The sequence below is a fragment of the Bacillus sp. FDAARGOS_1420 genome, from assembly GCF_019344915.1.
GTDB classification, from domain to species: Bacteria; Bacillota; Bacilli; order Bacillales; family Bacillaceae_G; genus Bacillus_A; species Bacillus_A mycoides.
The window spans coordinates 2,014,193-2,030,737 of record NZ_JAHWJB010000002.1 but is presented as its reverse complement, the minus strand read 5'-3'; the positions used below and the strand labels follow the sequence as shown (position 1 = coordinate 2,030,737).

Annotated in this window: 16 protein-coding genes and 4 pseudogenes; 18 read left to right on the top strand and 2 right to left on the bottom strand. The window is 35.6% G+C overall.

Going from position 1 to position 16,545, the window contains the following annotated elements; all coding sequences use genetic code 11:
• Positions 1-108 precede the first annotated feature (108 nt).
• Positions 109-534 carry a WapI family immunity protein gene (locus I6L50_RS20710; RefSeq protein ID WP_219302766.1) on the top strand — a complete coding sequence of 142 codons (426 nt, stop codon included), beginning with the start codon at positions 109-111 and terminating at the stop codon, positions 532-534.
• Between the two features lie 42 nt (positions 535-576).
• Here I6L50_RS20710 and I6L50_RS20705 read toward each other — a convergent pair whose 3' ends face one another.
• On the bottom strand, positions 577-1,404 hold the full coding sequence (locus tag I6L50_RS20705; protein ID WP_002084916.1) for a peptidoglycan-N-acetylglucosamine deacetylase: 828 nt from the start codon (positions 1,402-1,404) through the stop codon (positions 577-579).
• Positions 1,405-1,622: 218 nt separating this feature from the next.
• Between I6L50_RS20705 and I6L50_RS20700 the strand changes: the two are divergent.
• The 10 genes and pseudogenes from I6L50_RS20700 to I6L50_RS20655 all read left to right on the top strand — a co-directional run bounded on the left by I6L50_RS20700 (position 1,623) and on the right by I6L50_RS20655 (position 8,920).
• Positions 1,623-2,278 (top strand): annotated as a pseudogene (locus tag I6L50_RS20700) (hypothetical protein).
• A gap of 147 nt (positions 2,279-2,425) precedes the next feature.
• Positions 2,426-3,101: pseudogene (locus tag I6L50_RS20695) on the top strand (DNA alkylation repair protein).
• Between the two features lie 14 nt (positions 3,102-3,115).
• Positions 3,116-3,817 carry a nucleotidyltransferase domain-containing protein gene (locus I6L50_RS20690; protein WP_219302764.1) on the top strand — a complete coding sequence of 234 codons (702 nt, stop codon included), beginning with the start codon at positions 3,116-3,118 and terminating at the stop codon, positions 3,815-3,817.
• Positions 3,818-3,832: 15 nt separating this feature from the next.
• On the top strand, positions 3,833-4,378 hold the full coding sequence (locus I6L50_RS20685) for a GNAT family N-acetyltransferase (protein WP_219302762.1): 546 nt from the start codon (positions 3,833-3,835) through the stop codon (positions 4,376-4,378).
• A gap of 34 nt (positions 4,379-4,412) precedes the next feature.
• Complete coding sequence (locus I6L50_RS20680) at positions 4,413-4,913, top strand: GNAT family N-acetyltransferase (protein ID WP_219302760.1); 501 nt, start codon at positions 4,413-4,415, stop codon at positions 4,911-4,913.
• Positions 4,914-4,928: 15 nt separating this feature from the next.
• The gene (locus I6L50_RS20675; protein ID WP_219302758.1) at positions 4,929-5,447 is read left to right on the top strand and encodes a DinB family protein; all 519 of its coding nucleotides are present in this window, start codon (positions 4,929-4,931) and stop codon (positions 5,445-5,447) included.
• A gap of 72 nt (positions 5,448-5,519) precedes the next feature.
• Positions 5,520-6,458 (top strand): DMT family transporter, encoded by a 939-nt coding sequence (locus tag I6L50_RS20670; RefSeq protein ID WP_219302756.1) that lies wholly within the window; start codon positions 5,520-5,522, stop codon positions 6,456-6,458.
• A 61-nt stretch (positions 6,459-6,519) separates the two neighbouring features.
• Positions 6,520-6,936 carry a GNAT family N-acetyltransferase gene (locus I6L50_RS20665; RefSeq protein ID WP_219302755.1) on the top strand — a complete coding sequence of 139 codons (417 nt, stop codon included), beginning with the start codon at positions 6,520-6,522 and terminating at the stop codon, positions 6,934-6,936.
• 107 nt (positions 6,937-7,043) lie between these two features.
• The gene (locus I6L50_RS20660; RefSeq protein WP_219302753.1) at positions 7,044-7,652 is read left to right on the top strand and encodes a hypothetical protein; all 609 of its coding nucleotides are present in this window, start codon (positions 7,044-7,046) and stop codon (positions 7,650-7,652) included.
• A 20-nt stretch (positions 7,653-7,672) separates the two neighbouring features.
• The gene (locus tag I6L50_RS20655) at positions 7,673-8,920 is read left to right on the top strand and encodes a glutathionylspermidine synthase family protein (protein WP_219302751.1); all 1,248 of its coding nucleotides are present in this window, start codon (positions 7,673-7,675) and stop codon (positions 8,918-8,920) included.
• Positions 8,921-9,016: 96 nt separating this feature from the next.
• Here I6L50_RS20655 and I6L50_RS20650 read toward each other — a convergent pair.
• A pseudogene (locus tag I6L50_RS20650) lies at positions 9,017-9,467 on the bottom strand (hypothetical protein).
• Between the two features lie 172 nt (positions 9,468-9,639).
• Here I6L50_RS20650 and I6L50_RS20645 point away from each other — a divergent pair.
• From I6L50_RS20645 to I6L50_RS20615, 7 genes and pseudogenes are all read left to right on the top strand, one after another.
• A complete protein-coding gene (locus I6L50_RS20645) occupies positions 9,640-10,440 on the top strand; it encodes an AAC(3) family N-acetyltransferase (RefSeq protein ID WP_125930143.1) in 801 nt (266 codons plus the stop codon).
• A 12-nt stretch (positions 10,441-10,452) separates the two neighbouring features.
• Positions 10,453-11,142: a phosphopantothenoylcysteine decarboxylase domain-containing protein gene (locus I6L50_RS20640; protein WP_219302749.1), complete on the top strand. Its 690-nt coding sequence runs from the start codon at positions 10,453-10,455 to the stop codon at positions 11,140-11,142.
• Between the two features lie 183 nt (positions 11,143-11,325).
• Positions 11,326-11,799 (top strand): tetratricopeptide repeat protein, encoded by a 474-nt coding sequence (locus I6L50_RS20635; RefSeq protein ID WP_002013416.1) that lies wholly within the window; start codon positions 11,326-11,328, stop codon positions 11,797-11,799.
• Between the two features lie 12 nt (positions 11,800-11,811).
• On the top strand, positions 11,812-12,867 hold the full coding sequence (locus I6L50_RS20630; RefSeq protein WP_219302747.1) for a hypothetical protein: 1,056 nt from the start codon (positions 11,812-11,814) through the stop codon (positions 12,865-12,867).
• Positions 12,860-13,353 (top strand): annotated as a pseudogene (locus I6L50_RS20625) (NUDIX hydrolase). Before I6L50_RS20630 ends, I6L50_RS20625 begins: the two are co-directional and overlap by 8 nt.
• 846 nt (positions 13,354-14,199) lie before the next feature.
• The gene (rfbF, locus tag I6L50_RS20620; protein ID WP_219302745.1) at positions 14,200-14,982 is read left to right on the top strand and encodes a glucose-1-phosphate cytidylyltransferase; all 783 of its coding nucleotides are present in this window, start codon (positions 14,200-14,202) and stop codon (positions 14,980-14,982) included.
• 317 nt (positions 14,983-15,299) lie between these two features.
• On the top strand, positions 15,300-16,538 hold the full coding sequence (locus tag I6L50_RS20615) for a UDP-glucose dehydrogenase family protein (protein WP_219302743.1): 1,239 nt from the start codon (positions 15,300-15,302) through the stop codon (positions 16,536-16,538).
• Positions 16,539-16,545 lie beyond the last annotated feature (7 nt).

The window sequence follows — 16,545 nt, the reverse complement described above, 5'->3', positions numbered from 1 at the left end:
AAAGAATGTGTTATGATTGTTTGTAAAATCTTTTGATTTTCCTTGAGGATCAATATTGAAACAGAAAAGTATATTTTCAAAACAGGGTAAAATAAAAGGAGTCTATGCATGAATTTTCAAAATGAAAAAATATCATTACATTTAGAGGTTGTAAATTACCAATATAAAGATGCAAAAGACGAGTGTGATAGAAATTGGTTAAGAGTAAAAGCGAAACTATCAGAAGAAAATAAAGTTTTTGAAACGATGGATCCTTTTTTACAAACATACGATTTACAGTACATGATAAAATGGTTTGAATCTTTACCAAACCCTACATATAACGAACTAGATTTCATAGGACCAAATTTAGCGTTTGAATTTATGGGAGAAAAAGAAGAGGAGTTTCACCTTGTTATTCGCTTATCGCTGGAACTTAAACCCGAATGGTGTAAGGAAGAGGAGTACGAATTTTCTATCAGTATAACTCAAGAGGATAGAGAGAATATGATTCGTTCTATTGAAGAGCAACAAAGGAAATTCCCAAAACGATAAAAAAAGACTTGATAACCTACAAGAGGAAATCAAGTCTTTTTATTACATACGATTATCATGCCAGAAGTTTAATGGGAAGTGTTCGTTCTCATTATAGGCTTCTAATTCATATCCTCTTTCTTTCAGCCCTTTAATAATTCCAGGTACTGCTTTAACTGATTGTGGATGAATATCGTGCATTAGAATAACTTCTGTTGGGTTTGTAGCACCATGTAGAACGTTTTCTACGATTTTAGCAGATGCAGCGTCTACTGGCATTTTGTTGTATTTCCAGTCTAATGAATCAATTGTCCAGTCCCAAACTTTTAAACCATTTTCTACAACTTTGTTGCGAAGGGCTTCATTTAATCCTGGCATTGAGCCGTAAGCTGGACGAGTTAATACTGGTGATTTTCCTAGAACGCCAGCGATTAAGCCTTGGTCTTCTTTCATTTCATCAACGTAATGACCTTCTGTGTAAAGCTTCTTGTAGTTATGAGTCATACTGTGCATCCCAACGTAGTGGCCTTCAGTATTTTCACGTTTTACAAGATCAGGGAAAGCTTTCACGTTTGAACCAATTAGGAAAAATGTTGCTTTTGCATTTTCACTTTTTAACATATCTAAAAGCTCAGCTGTGTATTTTCCAGGACCATCGTCAAATGTTAAGTAAGCGACTTTTCTAACTTGCCCGTTATAGTGCTTTGGAGCTTCTTTCGGAGCAAGGGACGTTTGAATTTCACTTACAAGTTGAACAGATTTCGCTTCATCCTCTGTACTTGCTAGAGCGATATGTGTTGATCCGTAAGCAGCTTCGTATGTAAATAATACCCCAGCGCAAATCAACAGAGCCCTTTTCACTAAAGTTGTCATCCGAATTCCATTGTGCATAATTTTCCTACTCTCTATAAAAGTTCTACTCTACTATATTAGCAATTTTAGAGGGGGAAATGCAAAAAAACTTTTTTACAAGCGCAAAAAAGTTTGTTAAAAAGTATGTAAGATTTCACTGTTTTGCAGGTTTGAAAAAATGAAACAAGAATTAAGTGAATGGAACTGCATGTAAAATGGTTCATTCACGTTTTTTGTTTTAGAAAGGGTGGATAAGTATGAAAAAATTAGCTTGTTTACATGCTCATCATTCAAATATTGAATACATTGACCGAGCATTGCAATCTTTTGGAATCGAAATACTCCATTTTGTAGATCCAATCTTATCACACAGACTAAAAATAGAACGAGAACAAGCACGAAATAATTTAAAAGATATTATAAAGTATATAGCTGAAAGTGATGTGGATACACTTTTAATAACTTGTACAGATTATATCACGTTATTAGATGAGAATTTCAAAATAGACATACCTATATTGAAAATTGATGAGCCATTCTTTGAAATGATTTGTCATGTTGAAGAGCCACAGACAATACTTTTTACAAATAATCGTACGGTTTCAGGAACGATGGAACGTTTAAAACAATACGCTCGGCAGAATAATAAATCCATACAAGTAAAAGTAGAAGTGATAGAAGGGATATTTGAGTTAATTATGCAAGGTCGTAAAGAAGAGCATGATGTTAAATTAGAAAAGTATTTATATGAAATTATGAAAGATAGAAACGAAATGCTTTCAGTTGCACAATTATCGATGGTAGACGCTGCTACAAGGGTAGAAAATATAATAGGAGGAACATAATAAATCCGTTGAATGCGCTTGTGGAGTATTGTATACAGAGTGTGAATGAACAACCGTGTGAAAAATAAGGAAGAGGATGTTTTTTGTTTTAAAGAACATCAATAAAATTTCACATACCGTATTTAAAAAATAAATATAGGAAAACCAAAAAATAATGTAGAATATATCGTACATACATATGTGAAGGCAACAAAATATATAAAAGAGGTGGACCTATGTTACTTGAAGAAGTAATGCAGCAACTAGAAGAATATGGAACAGAACAAAACCGTAAAATCTTTAAAAATCATGGGGCAAAAGAACCGTTATTTGGAGTTAGTTTTGCAAATTTAAAATTGTTGAAAAAGAAGATAAAAAAGGATCATGATTTAGCAATCTCATTATGGGAAACGAAAAATATGGATGCAATGACTTTAGCAACGATGATTTTAGATCCGAAGAAACTAACGTCAGAACAACTAAATAGATGGGTTCAGGATGTTGATTATTATTGTTTAATGGACGTTCTGATGACAGCTATATGTACGTCGCCAATCGTGATAGAAAGAATGGACGAAGTCTGATGATGAATGGATTGGAAGAGCTGGTTGGTCATTATTAGCGAATATCGCAATAAAAAATAAAACGTTAGACGATGACTTTTTCTTACCGTATTTAGAAGAGATTAAAGTTCATATACATAATGAAAAAAATCGTAAAAGAGAAGCGATGAATAGAGCTTTAATTGCGGTAGGGGTTCGAAATGAAAGTTTGGAACAACAAGCAATTAAAATCTCACGTGAAATTGGAAAAGTAGAAGTTGATCACGGTGAAACGTCATGCAAAACACCAAATGCAGAATCCTATATTAAAAAGACACGAGAAAGAGCTGAAAAGAAGAAAGTAAAATAAGAAGGGATAAGATTATGAAACCAATTGAAGCGGCACAAAGTATTATTACATCACAATTTTCGAATTGTGATGTTGCTTTACTAGGGGGAAGTGTTGCTAGAGGAGAGGCTACAAAAACATCTGACCTTGATATTGTAATATTCGACCAAAGTTTGTCATCTTGTTATAGAGAATCTTTCTATAGTAATGGCTGGCCTGTTGAAGTATTCGTACATAATTTTGAAAGGTATAAAACCTTTTTTAAAAGTGATTGTGAGCGCGGGAGACCTTCATTACCTCAATTAGTTTCAGAAGGGATTGTGCTAAAAGGAAAAGATGAAATTGTAGAGATACTTAAAAGAGAAGCGAATGATTTATTAAATAAAGGACCAAAAAAATGGACAGAAGAAACGATGAAGCAGAAGCATTATTTTATTACGGATACTTTGGATGACTTCATTGGTGCAACAAAGAGAGAAGAAGAATTGTTCATCGCCAATTTATTAGCTGATTTAGTACATGAATATGTTTTAAGAGTAAATGGTCAATGGCTTGGAAATTCAAAATGGTTTATTAGGGTGTTAAGAAGGTATGACGAGCAATATGCAGAACATTTTGTAGCGGCTTTTGATCATTTTTATAAAACAGAGGAGAAAAATGAATTAATTAGTTTTATAGAAAATACGCTAGATCAATACGGAGGAAGAGTTTTTGAAGGATTTTCTATAGGGAAATGAAAAGGGGATAGCAAAGTGAATGTACCATTCGTTCAATTAAGAGAATTGACACAAGACGATGTAGAAGATCGATATCAATGGTCATTAGATACAGAAGTAACAAAGCATTTAGTTGTACCAGATCAATATCCACCGTTCACTCATGAAGATACGAGAAGATGGATTGAAGCATGCATAAGTCGAAAGAATGGTTATGAACAACGAGCTATCGTTACAAAGGAAGGTATACACATTGGATGGATAGACCTAAAAAACTTTGATCGAACAAATAAAAATGCTGAACTAGGGATTGCCATTGGAAATAAAGAATATTGGGGTAAAGGATATGGAATGGCAGCACTATACAGTATGTTACAAAGTGGCTTTTCTGTATTCGAATTAGAAAAAATTTGGCTACGAGTAGACGAAGATAATTTACAAGCTAGAAAGAGTTATGAAAAAGCAGGATTTGTTTGTGAAGGAATAATGAGAAATGATCGGTTACGTAAAGGGAAGTTCATTCATCGTTATCGCTATAGTATGTTAAGAGAAGAATACCAATCTTTAAATAGTAGCTTATAAAAATATTATGTTAACTTAAAGGGGCAGGATAAATATGATTCGATTACTTACGAAAGAAGATGCGGAAAAATATTGGGACTTACGTTTACAAGCTTTACAAGTAAATCCAGAGGCATTTGTAACAACTTATGAAGAGGCGATTCGCCAGGAAAATCCTATTAAGCGAGTGGAAAGTAATTTAACAGCTACTACTAGTTGTACATTTGGTGCATTTAATGAAGAAAATCATTTAGTTGGAGTTGTCACTTTACTAACAGAAGAGAGAGCGGCGTATAAACATAAAGGTCATATCGTTGCGATGTATGTAGATGCACAAAACAGGCGGAACGGATTGGCGCGTGAGTTAATTACAAATGCAATTCAAAGAGCGAGGGAAATAAAACTTGAGCAGTTGAACTTAGGTGTTGTATCTACAAACGAACCAGCAAAAAAATTATATGAATCAATGGGTTTTAAAACGTATGGAATTGAAAAGAGAGCTACAAAGATGAATGGTGTATATAGTGATTTCGAATATATGGTGTTGTTTCTTTAAAGGAAGGATATTATCATGAAAGATCTCCATTTAGAAAAAGATATGAACCCCAACGTGGCAATTTTGTATGCGACTGTTCGGGATACATTTGAAAGATTGCAAAGGTTAGTCGAAGGTATTGAAAAGAACGAACTATCCTATAAAGGGTCTGAAAATAATGAAAATAACATTGGACAGCTAATTCAGCATTTAGCAGTAGTCGATTTACACTGGGTGTACCGTTTAAAAGGAGAGGGAGTTCCGCCTGAACTTGAAAAAAAATATGGACCAATGTTGAATGAAATGGGAGAATTGCCTAGTTTAAGAAAGTACAAATTACAAGAATTAATGCTAGATTATGAAGCTGTGCAACATATGTTTTATGAGGAATGTATGAAACTAGCAGAAAATGATTTAACACGAGAAGTTTTTTATGAAAAGGGAGAAAATGCGACTATAAGGTGGGGAATATGGCATATAGCCGATCATAATCGGTACCATCAAGCTCATATTAGTCGATTACGAAAGTTATATAGAAGTAGACCGCATGTATGATTAAATTTTTGAATATTAATTATATTCATTTTGTTATATAGTAGAAAAAGAAACTATATAAGGGGTTTTATAATGAAAGCTATTGCAGTAGGGATATTGGCATCGTTTTTCTTTGCCTTTACCTTTGTGTTAAACCGGTCGATGGACTTAGGGGGCGGGAGTTGGATTTGGAGTGCATCACTACGGTATTACTTTATGGTTCCAATGCTTTTACTTATTGTCATGTATAGAGGGAATTTAAAACAACTCTTGCAATATATGAAAAACAATCCGAAAGAGTGGTTGTTATGGAGTATCGTTGGATTTGGTCTCTTTTATGCACCACTTAGTTTCGCGGGTGCGTTTGGACCGGGGTGGCTTGTTGCTTCAACTTGGCAAATTACAATAGTTGCAGGGATTTTGTTAACACCATTTTTTGCGGTAGACCCATTACATAAAAAACTTCCAATGAAGGAATTAGTAATGTCATGTATTATTTTATTCGGTGTTGTTCTTATGCAAGTAGAACACGCGTCTTCTTTAGGGATTCGTGAAACCATTTTATGTGTGGTTCCTGTACTCATTGCTGCGCTTGCATATCCACTTGGAAATAGAAAAATGATGCAAGTATGTAAGGGCGAATTAGATGTCTTCCAACGAGTTCTCGGTATGACATTAGCAAGTTTACCATTTTGGTTTTTACTATCTGGTTATGAAGTATCAACAGGCGGACTACCGTCAAGTAGTCAAGTTTTCCAATGTTTTATTGTAGCAGTTAGTTCAGGGTTAATCGCAACGGTATTATTCTTCTTTGCGACAGATCTTGTAAAAGATGATCCGCAAAAATTAGCAACAGTCGAGGCGACACAGTCTGGTGAAGTTTTATTTGCATTAGTAGGAGAGCTGATCTGGTTATCGGCTCCAATTCCGTCTTCTTTATCGTGGGTTGGAATGAGTCTTGTAATTGTCGGAATGATACTTCATAGTTATGTAGCTGTAGTTGTGAAAAAAGAAGAGAAAATAACGGCGTAATGAGATTAGCTCTTTTTCAATAAAGAGCTAATCTTTTTTCATGAGAAAGGATGGAGATAGGATGTTACAACGTGTTGAGTATTTAGAAATAGATCCCATTAAAAAAGTATTAAAGCATGCGACCGGTCCGAGTGAAGCAAGCTTATTTAAAGCAGTTTCAATGTATAAAAATGATCAGGCAGTGCTATATAAATATGGGAATAAGGGTTGCATAGGTATAGCGCTAATTCATACAAATAGAGCGAGAATGTGTCACATAGCTGTTGATGAAAAATATCGCAATCAAGGAATTGCACTTCAAATGATTAAAGAAATAATTAGGGAATATGAGTTAACATATATTGAGGCTGAGACAGATACAGAGGCAATCGGATTTTACAAGAAAAGTAACTTTAAGATTGAAAGTCTAGGAGAAAAACATCCAGGGGTGGAAAGATTTCATTGCTATCTCGAGAATGAACAGTTTAAAAGTATGTGAAATATGTAATTTTACATATTTAGTTTAGTTTGAAAAAAATGATATTTACAGTATATAATAAAGATAATTGGAAAAATATAGATAAATAGAAATTAGGTGTATAACCCATGAGAATGGATAAAAGTAAATTTGTGAAAATTGCAGCTTCAATAGGAGTGTCATCTTTTTTATTAACAGGATGTGCTGATAATGATGAAGAGAGTGCACAAAAAGAAAGTAGTGCGGTAAAAACAGATGGTACGAAGCAAGAAAGCGAACAAGAAAAATTAAATTGTGATGATAAAGCGCCAACGACGGGAAATATAGAAAAAGAAGAATTATGTAGAGATAATAATTCACCCGCTTCATTTAATAATGAGAGTTCCCATTTGCCAATACTTCCGTTCGTTGCTGGATATTTATTAGCAAGTAAGACGTCGAATATGTATAATACTGCGAAACCAAATCTTACAAAGGGACCATATGCAAATAATATTATCCCATACCGTGAAAAGGATGAGCGAAGAAGTGGTGGCAGCGGTGGTGGTGGGTATTACGGTGGCACTAGTAGTAATAATGATTCTTCAAAGAAAGTGGATTTGAATAAGCAACAGCCGAACAGTTCAACTAAAGTGACGCCAGATTCAAATACGTCAAAATCATCTACTACACAAACGCCAAAAGTGAATTCTGGTTCAAATGGAATTGGAAACGCAAAAGCACCAGCTGGATCCTAATTTGAAAGGATAATGGAGAAATGTATACAGAAAAAGAACAGGAAGAGTATATGAAAATCTGGTTTTCTCTTGCGGAAGAGGCTGGTAGAAATGGATTTACATGGCCGAGTTTGTTAGAGAGTGAAGAATGGAATCAATATATGGCAACTAGTATGTATCGTATGCCAGTACGTACATATACTGCAATTTCTAAAGCGACAGAAGAAATTATGTATGTGTTATATAAAACATATCAATACATTACAAATACACCAGCACAATTTCAAAAACTTGGTTTTCCACCAGAGACGTGGGAAATTGCAAGAATGAAACATACTGGTTTATTTTCATATTTTACAAGGCTTGATTTCATCGTAAATCATGATGATATTAAATTAATTGAAGTAAATTGCGATACTCCGACAGGTTATTTAGAACCATCTGTCGCTAATGAAGTATTGTGTCGATATCACGATGTGAATCATCCGAATCATATTGAAGAACACGTCGTTCAAGCTTGGGAACAAATTAAACATGATTACAAAATAAGTCCTAACGAAACGATTTATTTTACAGGCTACGATTGGCATGATGAAGATCATCAAACCGTTCAGTTTTTAAGAAGTTATTGTTTACAGCAACAAACCGATTATGTAGCAATACAAGATATCGTTGTTGCAGATGATGGAATATACACCCCGGCAGGCGATAAAATTAAATACTTATATCGTTTATATCCAATTGAATATTTAGTTTCAGATACTGATAAAAATGGTAAAAGAATCGGTCTGCAATTTTTAAATCATATCGCACAAGGAAAGGTGCAAATTATTAACCCGCCGGCTGCTTTTGTTATGCAAAATAAAGGTATGCTCGCATTAATTTGGCAACTTTATGAAGATGAAGTTTTCTTTGAAAAAGAAGAGCGAGAGATCATTAAGAAATACTTCCTTCCAACGTATTTCACAAATAAACGATTCTTAGAAAGAAAAGAATCATATGTTTCAAAACCGTTATTTGGTCGCGAAGGCGGCGGAGTATCTATTTATGACAATGATGAACTATTAGCTGAAGATCAAACAGAGTATTATTTTGAACAACGAAAAATATATCAGCAATATGTAGACATGCCTGACTATACAATTGATACGTGGGATGGACCGTATACTGGTAAACTACTTATCGGTTCTCATTGTATTAGCGGAAGAGCCGCTGGACTGTTTTTACGAGTAGGTGAAAGAATAACAGGGAATTTATCGATGTTTACTGGAGTTACGATTGAAGGGTAGCAACATTTGAATTAAAAGGTAATTAACAAAGAGCGCATCATTTGTGATGGGCTCTTTCATATGAGTATAAAGCTTGAATTAAGAGTGCTAGAGTGATCATTGCTTTGATGTAACGCTTTCATTTTGTTTCATTTCAAAAATTTTCATACCATCTTCATCTACAATTTTAATAGAATCTCTAAGTTTAGGCACACCGATATACATAACAGGGTTTTTTATCTTTTCCTTTGTTTTTTTCAATACGTAAGACGATAACTGATGTATCTTTTTCGTCTGTAACTTCTTTTACTGTAATTTTATCGTTTTTATACTTTTCTCCAAATGCTAAATATACCATCCTTTTTCCTTCACTAATGCTATCGTTTGAGTAATGAATCATAGTTGGATCTTCCTGTGCCTTTTCATATAAGTTTGAAGGGCCATATCCACCTTCGTTATATCTAGATTTTTCTAACACCCAAAAATTTTCATATTCATTATTAGAAAAAGTACAGCCACTTAAGCTAATAATCCCTAATATGAAAAGGGGTAATATACTTTTCTTCATTGTGTGCACCTTCCTTTATTAATTTTAAATAAATACACCATAATTTAACTGTTTCCGATATGATAAGAACGATAGGTCTATAGTAATCTGTATGATTATGTTAAAAATTAAGAAAAATATGATAATATATGTATGTATTAGTTTAAAGCAAAATGGGGGAACAATCGTGAAAATGAATGACATAGTGGCGAATACACAATTTCCAAATACAATCGAAACAATTACAAATGATTTAAAAGCATTAGGGATAGAAAAGGGAATGACAGTTATTGTACATTCTTCATTAAGTTCAATCGGTTGGATATCAGGCGGTGCAGTGGCTGTAGTAGAAGCGTTAATGAAAGTTGTTACAGAAGAAGGAACGATAATTATGCCGACGCAATCTTCGGATTTATCCGATCCAAAACATTGGTCAAGACCACCTGTACCAGAAGAATGGTGGCAAATTATTCGGGATAACGTCCCAGCATTTGATCCACGTATAACACCAACAAGGGCAATGGGAGAAGTAGTTGAATGTTTTCGTACATATCCGAATGTATTGCGCAGTAATCATCCACTCAGTAGTTTTGCAGCATGGGGGCAACACGCAGAAGAAATTACAGCGAATCATTCACTTTCCATAAGTTTTGGTGAAGAATCGCCATTACGAAAAATATACGATTTAGATGGATACATATTATTACTTGGTGTTGGTTATGACTCTAATACGTCTATACATTTATCTGAGGTACGTACAGGTGCACGCGAGTTAATAAAGGTAGGAGCACCTATTATAGAAGAAGGTGTAAGAGTATGGAAAGAATTCGTTGAAATGGATTACGATTCTGATACGTTTGTAGAAATCGGAGTTGAATATGAGCTTAAAGGAACAGTTACGCGTGGGAAGATAGGGAATGCGACGTGCCGTTTTATGAGGCAGCGTGATGCAGTTGACTTTGGAACAGAGTGGTTTCGTGCGAAAAATCAGTAAGGGATGGTTATTATGCAGGAGAAAAAAGTATTAATTACGAGCGGCGGCTGCCTAGAAAAATGGGATCAAGTACGTGGGCATACAAATTTAGCAAAAGGTACGATTGGAAGAATTATTGCGGAAGAGCTAATGACAAAGGGCGCACATGTAATATATTTGCATGGCTATTTCGCTGAGAAGCCAATGGATGTAAATAACCAATTAGAATTGCACCCATTTGAGGGGATTATTGATTTACAAGATAAGATGAAAAGTATTATTACACATGAAAAAGTAGATGCAGTTATTATGGCTGCTGCTGGCTCAGATTGGGTTGTCGAAAAGATTTGTGATCAAGATGGAAATATTCTTAATATGAACGGAAAGATTTCAAGTGACATCGCTCCAATTATTCATTTTCAAAAAGCGCCAAAAGTATTAAAACAAGTAAAGAGTTGGGATCCAGAAACGATACTCGTTGGCTTTAAACTTGAAAGTGACGTAAATGAAGCAGAACTTATTGAAAGAGCAAGTAAAAGAATGGAAGATGCAAAAGCAAGTGTAATGGTAGCAAACTCACCGCATTCTTTATATTCTCGCGGTGCTGTGCATCACGTTATTGGACAAGACGGTAATGTGAAGTTATGTAATGGGAAAGATGAAACTGCAAAAGAAATTGTTAATATGTTAGAGCATTTATGTAATCGTATCACTACTATGTAAATTTAAGCTTTTAGAAAGAGATGCAGTCGCATAGTATGTAATGGAGTTAATATTAAATTAGTGGGGGAACTTAGCCCTCACTAATTATTAAATTGAGTCAATGGAATAAATAGGCCATTAGCTGCTCGTAAATGTGTAATACATGATATATGCATAATGAACATTTTGTGAGGAGTGGATTGTATGGAACATTTATTAAAGCAAGCTATTAAACTTAGAAATGAAAAGAAATATGCGCAGTCTAGAGAGATACTTATAGGATTAACAAACTTTACGAGGGATGCAGAAGTACTATATCAATGCGCTTGGATACATGATGTAATGGGTCTTGAAACGGAGGCGGTTCCGTATTATGAACAGGCAATTGCGAACGGACTTGATGGTGAATCCCTTTGCGGTGCGTATATCGGTCTTGGCAGTACGTATCGTTGTATAGGGGAATATGATAAAGCGATTACTTTATTAGAAGCAGGGATAAAGAAGTTCCCGGAAAATGACGTGATGAAAGTGTTTTTATCATTAGCAAAATATAACGTAAACGAACATGAAGAAGCGATGAAATTACTGTTAGAGACAGTTGTGAAAGTAGATGAGATAAAAGAATTTGAACGTGCTATTTCATTTTATAAAGACCATTTAAATGAGGTTTTTGAATAGAGGAGAGAAGGAATGAATCCATCAATTTCACGAAGGAAAAAAGGCATTTGGATTGGACTCGTATCTTTAATTATGTTATCAAACTATTTATTGTATGCCCTGCCAATAGTGCCAGCTGCCCCGAAAGAAGTAGTCCTCGGTTCATTATTAGATTTTATGTTTGTAATTCCAGTCATCACATATTTCTTTATTATACGGAAAAGATATTCGTTAACGTATATGTTTCCTGTAGTTATAGCTGGATATGTATTCGCAAGATTTATAATTCCTAGTGATTATTTACAAGCTTTTTCATTTATTTCGTATGTAATAGTTGCTGGAGAAATTGTGTTCGTATGTTTTGAACTGTTTCTTATATATAAAATTATAAGAGTACTTCCTAAAATAATAAAACGATATAAAGAATATAGAAGTGAGTATTCTTCATTTTCTTATGCGATTGATGCAGCATTTGATGCTAATATGAAGAGAAGTAAGACAGTAAATATCATTCTAACAGAGTGTAAATTACTCTATTATGCTTTTTTATCGTGGCGTGAAAAAGTATTAGAAAGTGAATCCACATACTCATATCATAAAAAAACCGGTACAATAGGTGTTTATATCATGATTATTCATGCAACATTAATTGAAAGTATCGGTTTTCATTATTTACTTCATCAATGGAATCCAGTAATAGCTTGGGTTTTACTCATCTTAAACATATATGCGATGTTTTATTTTTTAGCTGAAATACAAGCGATGCGTAAAAATCCAATTATCGTTGCGGAAGAAAAAGTGATTATTCAAATTGGATTAGGAAAGAAAATCGTTTTACCATTTACACAAATTGATAACATTGTGTTTTATAAAGGCGAATCTTTAACGAAAGAAGAAGAGAAAGAGGTTCTTGACGCAACTGTTATGGAATTTATAAAGGAACCTCCAACTTTTGAAATAACGTTAAAAGAGCCAATTAAAGCGCAGTTGTCATATGGATTTTCTAAAACAGTAAGTCGTATTCACTTAAATGTAGACGATGAACGGAAATTTTATGATGTAGTTAAGGGAAAGTTAAAACATGAGTAAAGCTCCTAAATATCATCGTGCGTTTGGTGTACGGCATTTGTATCGAAAATAATAGTATTATTAGTAATCGATAAAATTAAAGGGCCATACAGAAACCGATATGATCTACCTGATGGTAGTTTAGAAGATGGGGAATCATTATTAGCTGGACTTCATAGAGAAATAGAAGAAGAGACTGGGCTGAAAGTGAAGGTAGTAAAACAAATAGGTACCATTGATTTTCAATTCCCATCAAAATTTGAGGAGTATACTCATGTACATCATATCGCAGTTCTATACTGCGTTGAAAAATACGATGGTGAATTCATTGTACCTAAACAATTTGAAGGACAGGATTCATTAGGAGCGAGTTGGGTTCCTATAGTAAATATTTCAGAAGAAAACTCATCTCCACTTGTGTGTAGAGCTGTGGAGTGGTTAAAAACGAATGAGCTTCCGTTAGAAGTTAAAAAATATGAATCATGGTTAGTGAAAAGCTCCTTCTAGATAAGAAGGAGCTTTTTTATGAATGGAAATTATATTGTTGTTTTGACAAACTTAACAAAATAAGCAACATAATAATTTTTAATTACTATAATAAGGGGATGCAATTAAAAGCAGAACTGAATCATACAAGGGGAAACAGAGAACATGAATAGATTACGAACATTAGGAATTTAGATTATAGAAAAGGAAATCTGATATGCTTCTACAACAGTTGCTCACACTTGTTCATTACTAGAAAAGCAAGCGCGAAATATAGTTTTATTTCATAAAGTACAGTATCCTTTTACAATGACTGTGAACGATGTAAAACTAACAATCTTTAGAGGAAGTTATACAGTTGCGTGTTATAGGGAAGATCGTCCGTATAATTTCTAAAATGCATAAAATATATAAAATTTCATAGAAATAATTTAAGAATAATTGAATTTATCGGCAGAATCTAATTTTATGTGTTCCACACTGACCTTTGACCACATTCATACTTTTGTAATGTTTGTCGTTGGCCTCACCAAGCCCCTATTCACGGTCATTACATCTGTCAACGCTATTTTTATCAACATGCTCAGAGTGGGATATAAAAAACTTTCTTTGAACTAAAGTATAAGGGAGCAGACATTGACGGAATCATCATACATTTAACGAGAAGCTAAAACTATGATTAGCTTTCGTTCCTTAGACCCACTAACTATGATTCTTACACTGTTTTAAATTGAGAAGATAGCTTGCATGCACCTTCCTGGATTTTGTAGTTTATCTTCTCCAAAAGTAAATTATACAACTATTTAGGTGGCCCGGTAGTTTTCTTTCATTTCTATTTGTGCTGGCAAGGCTGGAATGGAGGTTTATATGAAAGTAGTAATTCTCGCGGGGGGTTTTGGTACTCGCATAAGTGAAGAATCGCATTTACGACCTAAGCCGATGATAGAGATTGGCGATGCACCGATTTTATGGCATATTATGAAGATTTACTCTCATTATGGCTTCAATGAATTCATAATTTGTTGCGGTTACAAGGGACATATGATTAAAGAATACTTTGCCAACTATTACATACACCACAGCGATATGACATTTGACTTTACAGCCGAGAACAAGATGATTGTACATGCAAACGTTGCGGAGCCGTGGAAAGTTACCGTTGTTGATACGGGGTTACACACACAGACTGGTGGACGTATTAAGCGCATCGCGCCCTATATCGGCAATGAGCGATTTATGATGACTTACGGCGACGGAGTCAGTGACATTAATTTGACAAAACTCGTGCAGACGCACGAAAATTCAGGAAAGATTGTCACATTATCCGCGATTCAACCAAGTGGACGGTTTGGCATTCTTAACATCAACGACCGTGACGGGACAATAACTGGGTTTCATGAAAAGGCGCAAGAAGACGGTGTTTGGATAAACGCAGGGTTCATGGTGATGGAACCCGAAGTCTTTGATTATATAGATGGAGATTCAACGATTTTTGAGCGTAGCCCACTTGAGCGCTTGAGCGCGGATGGCAAGCTTGGTGTATATAAGCATAACAAATTCTGGTCCTGCATGGATACGGCTCGGGATAAAGGGGTACTTGAAGCGGATTGGGCGAGTGGCAAGGCAAAGTGGAAAGTGTGGGTGGATTAAAGCATCAATCTTTTCGGTGATAGTGCGGAGATAGTATAAAGTACCGTATATGTAATTATGAACTGGTGGCTGTCCGTCCCAAAAAAATGTCACACTGGTGCCAAAGGGACTGCGGAATCGTCACTTATATACAGCGTAACTAGTATAGAGGAATATAGCGTTTCGATATTTCACTTGACTATTATTTTGAAGACAAGGAATACCGAGAATTGCTGAAGACAATGCTCGGTATTCAGAATGATTATATATTTGTGTGCTGTGAACATGGGAATAGCTATTATGACACCATATTGTATGTGGGATAGGAGGAGGAGAAAATGCGTATTGCCGTATTTGGACTTGGATTTGTCGGGCTGACCACTGCGCTGGGTTTTGCAGACAAAGGTTTTTCTGTGTACGGATATGACATTGACAAAGAGCACTGTGCAGAGATATCCCGCGGAAAAATCCCGTTTTTCGAGCCGGGATTGGATTCCGCGCTCGCGCGGAATCTTGGAAAAACATTCAACTTAGTGAACAGTGCAATAGATGCAGTGTATAAGAGCGACATCTGTTTTTTCTGCGTTGGAACGCCGAGTCTAGCTGACGGTAGTGCGGATTTGGAACATTTGCTCTTTGCAATTGACAGAGTTCTTGAAACAGTTTCCCAAGCCTGTGTGCTTGTCGTAAAATCCACGATTCCACCGGGAACGCTTAGCGAACGAGTTACGCCGTATGTCCGTGCGAAGGGGGCAAACAATCCAGTTGTGGTAAACCCGGAGTTTTTGCGTGAGGGTAGGTGTTGGGATGATTTTATGAACGCTGACAGAATTGTCTGTGGTGTGACTGACGATATGGCAAAGAATGTGCTCACAGAGCTCTATATGCCGTTTGGCGCACCGCTTCATTTTGTAGAGCCTAACACGGCAGAGTTTATTAAATATTTATCAAACTCCTTACTTGCAACGCTAATCAGTTACTCGAATGAGATGGCTCTACTCGCAGATGCAGTTGGCGGTATCGAAACGGCAAGGGCGTTTCGCATTCTGTATGAGGACAGCCGGTTTGCTGGTGCAGAAATCAGTACCTACATATATCCAGGCTGTGGTTACGGTGGGTATTGCCTTCCAAAAGACACAGCTGCCCTTGACGCTGTAGCATTAAGCCGGGGATTCACGCCGCGAATACTGGAAGGTGTAATTTCTCTTAATAATGAAATGCCGAACTTGACTGCTCGGAAAATTGCCCGTACGGCAGGCAAGAAAACTGAGAAAATCGGTATACTCGGTCTGTCGTTTAAACCAGGAACTGATGACGTTCGTGATAGCCCAGCGGTGAAGATCATCAGAGCGTTGATACGCGACGGTTATGTTAATATCTATACCTATGATCCACTTGCCATGCGGGAATTTCAAAACACGTACAGACTTTCCATTACTTATTGCAAGTCGGCGCACGAGGTGTGCCAAGCTTGCGGCACGGTCGCGCTTGTAACTGCTTGGGAAGAATTTAAAGGAATTGATAAGACCTTTTCGGATACACGCTTCGTCGATTGCAGATATTTCTTAGAAAATTGAGTGTTAA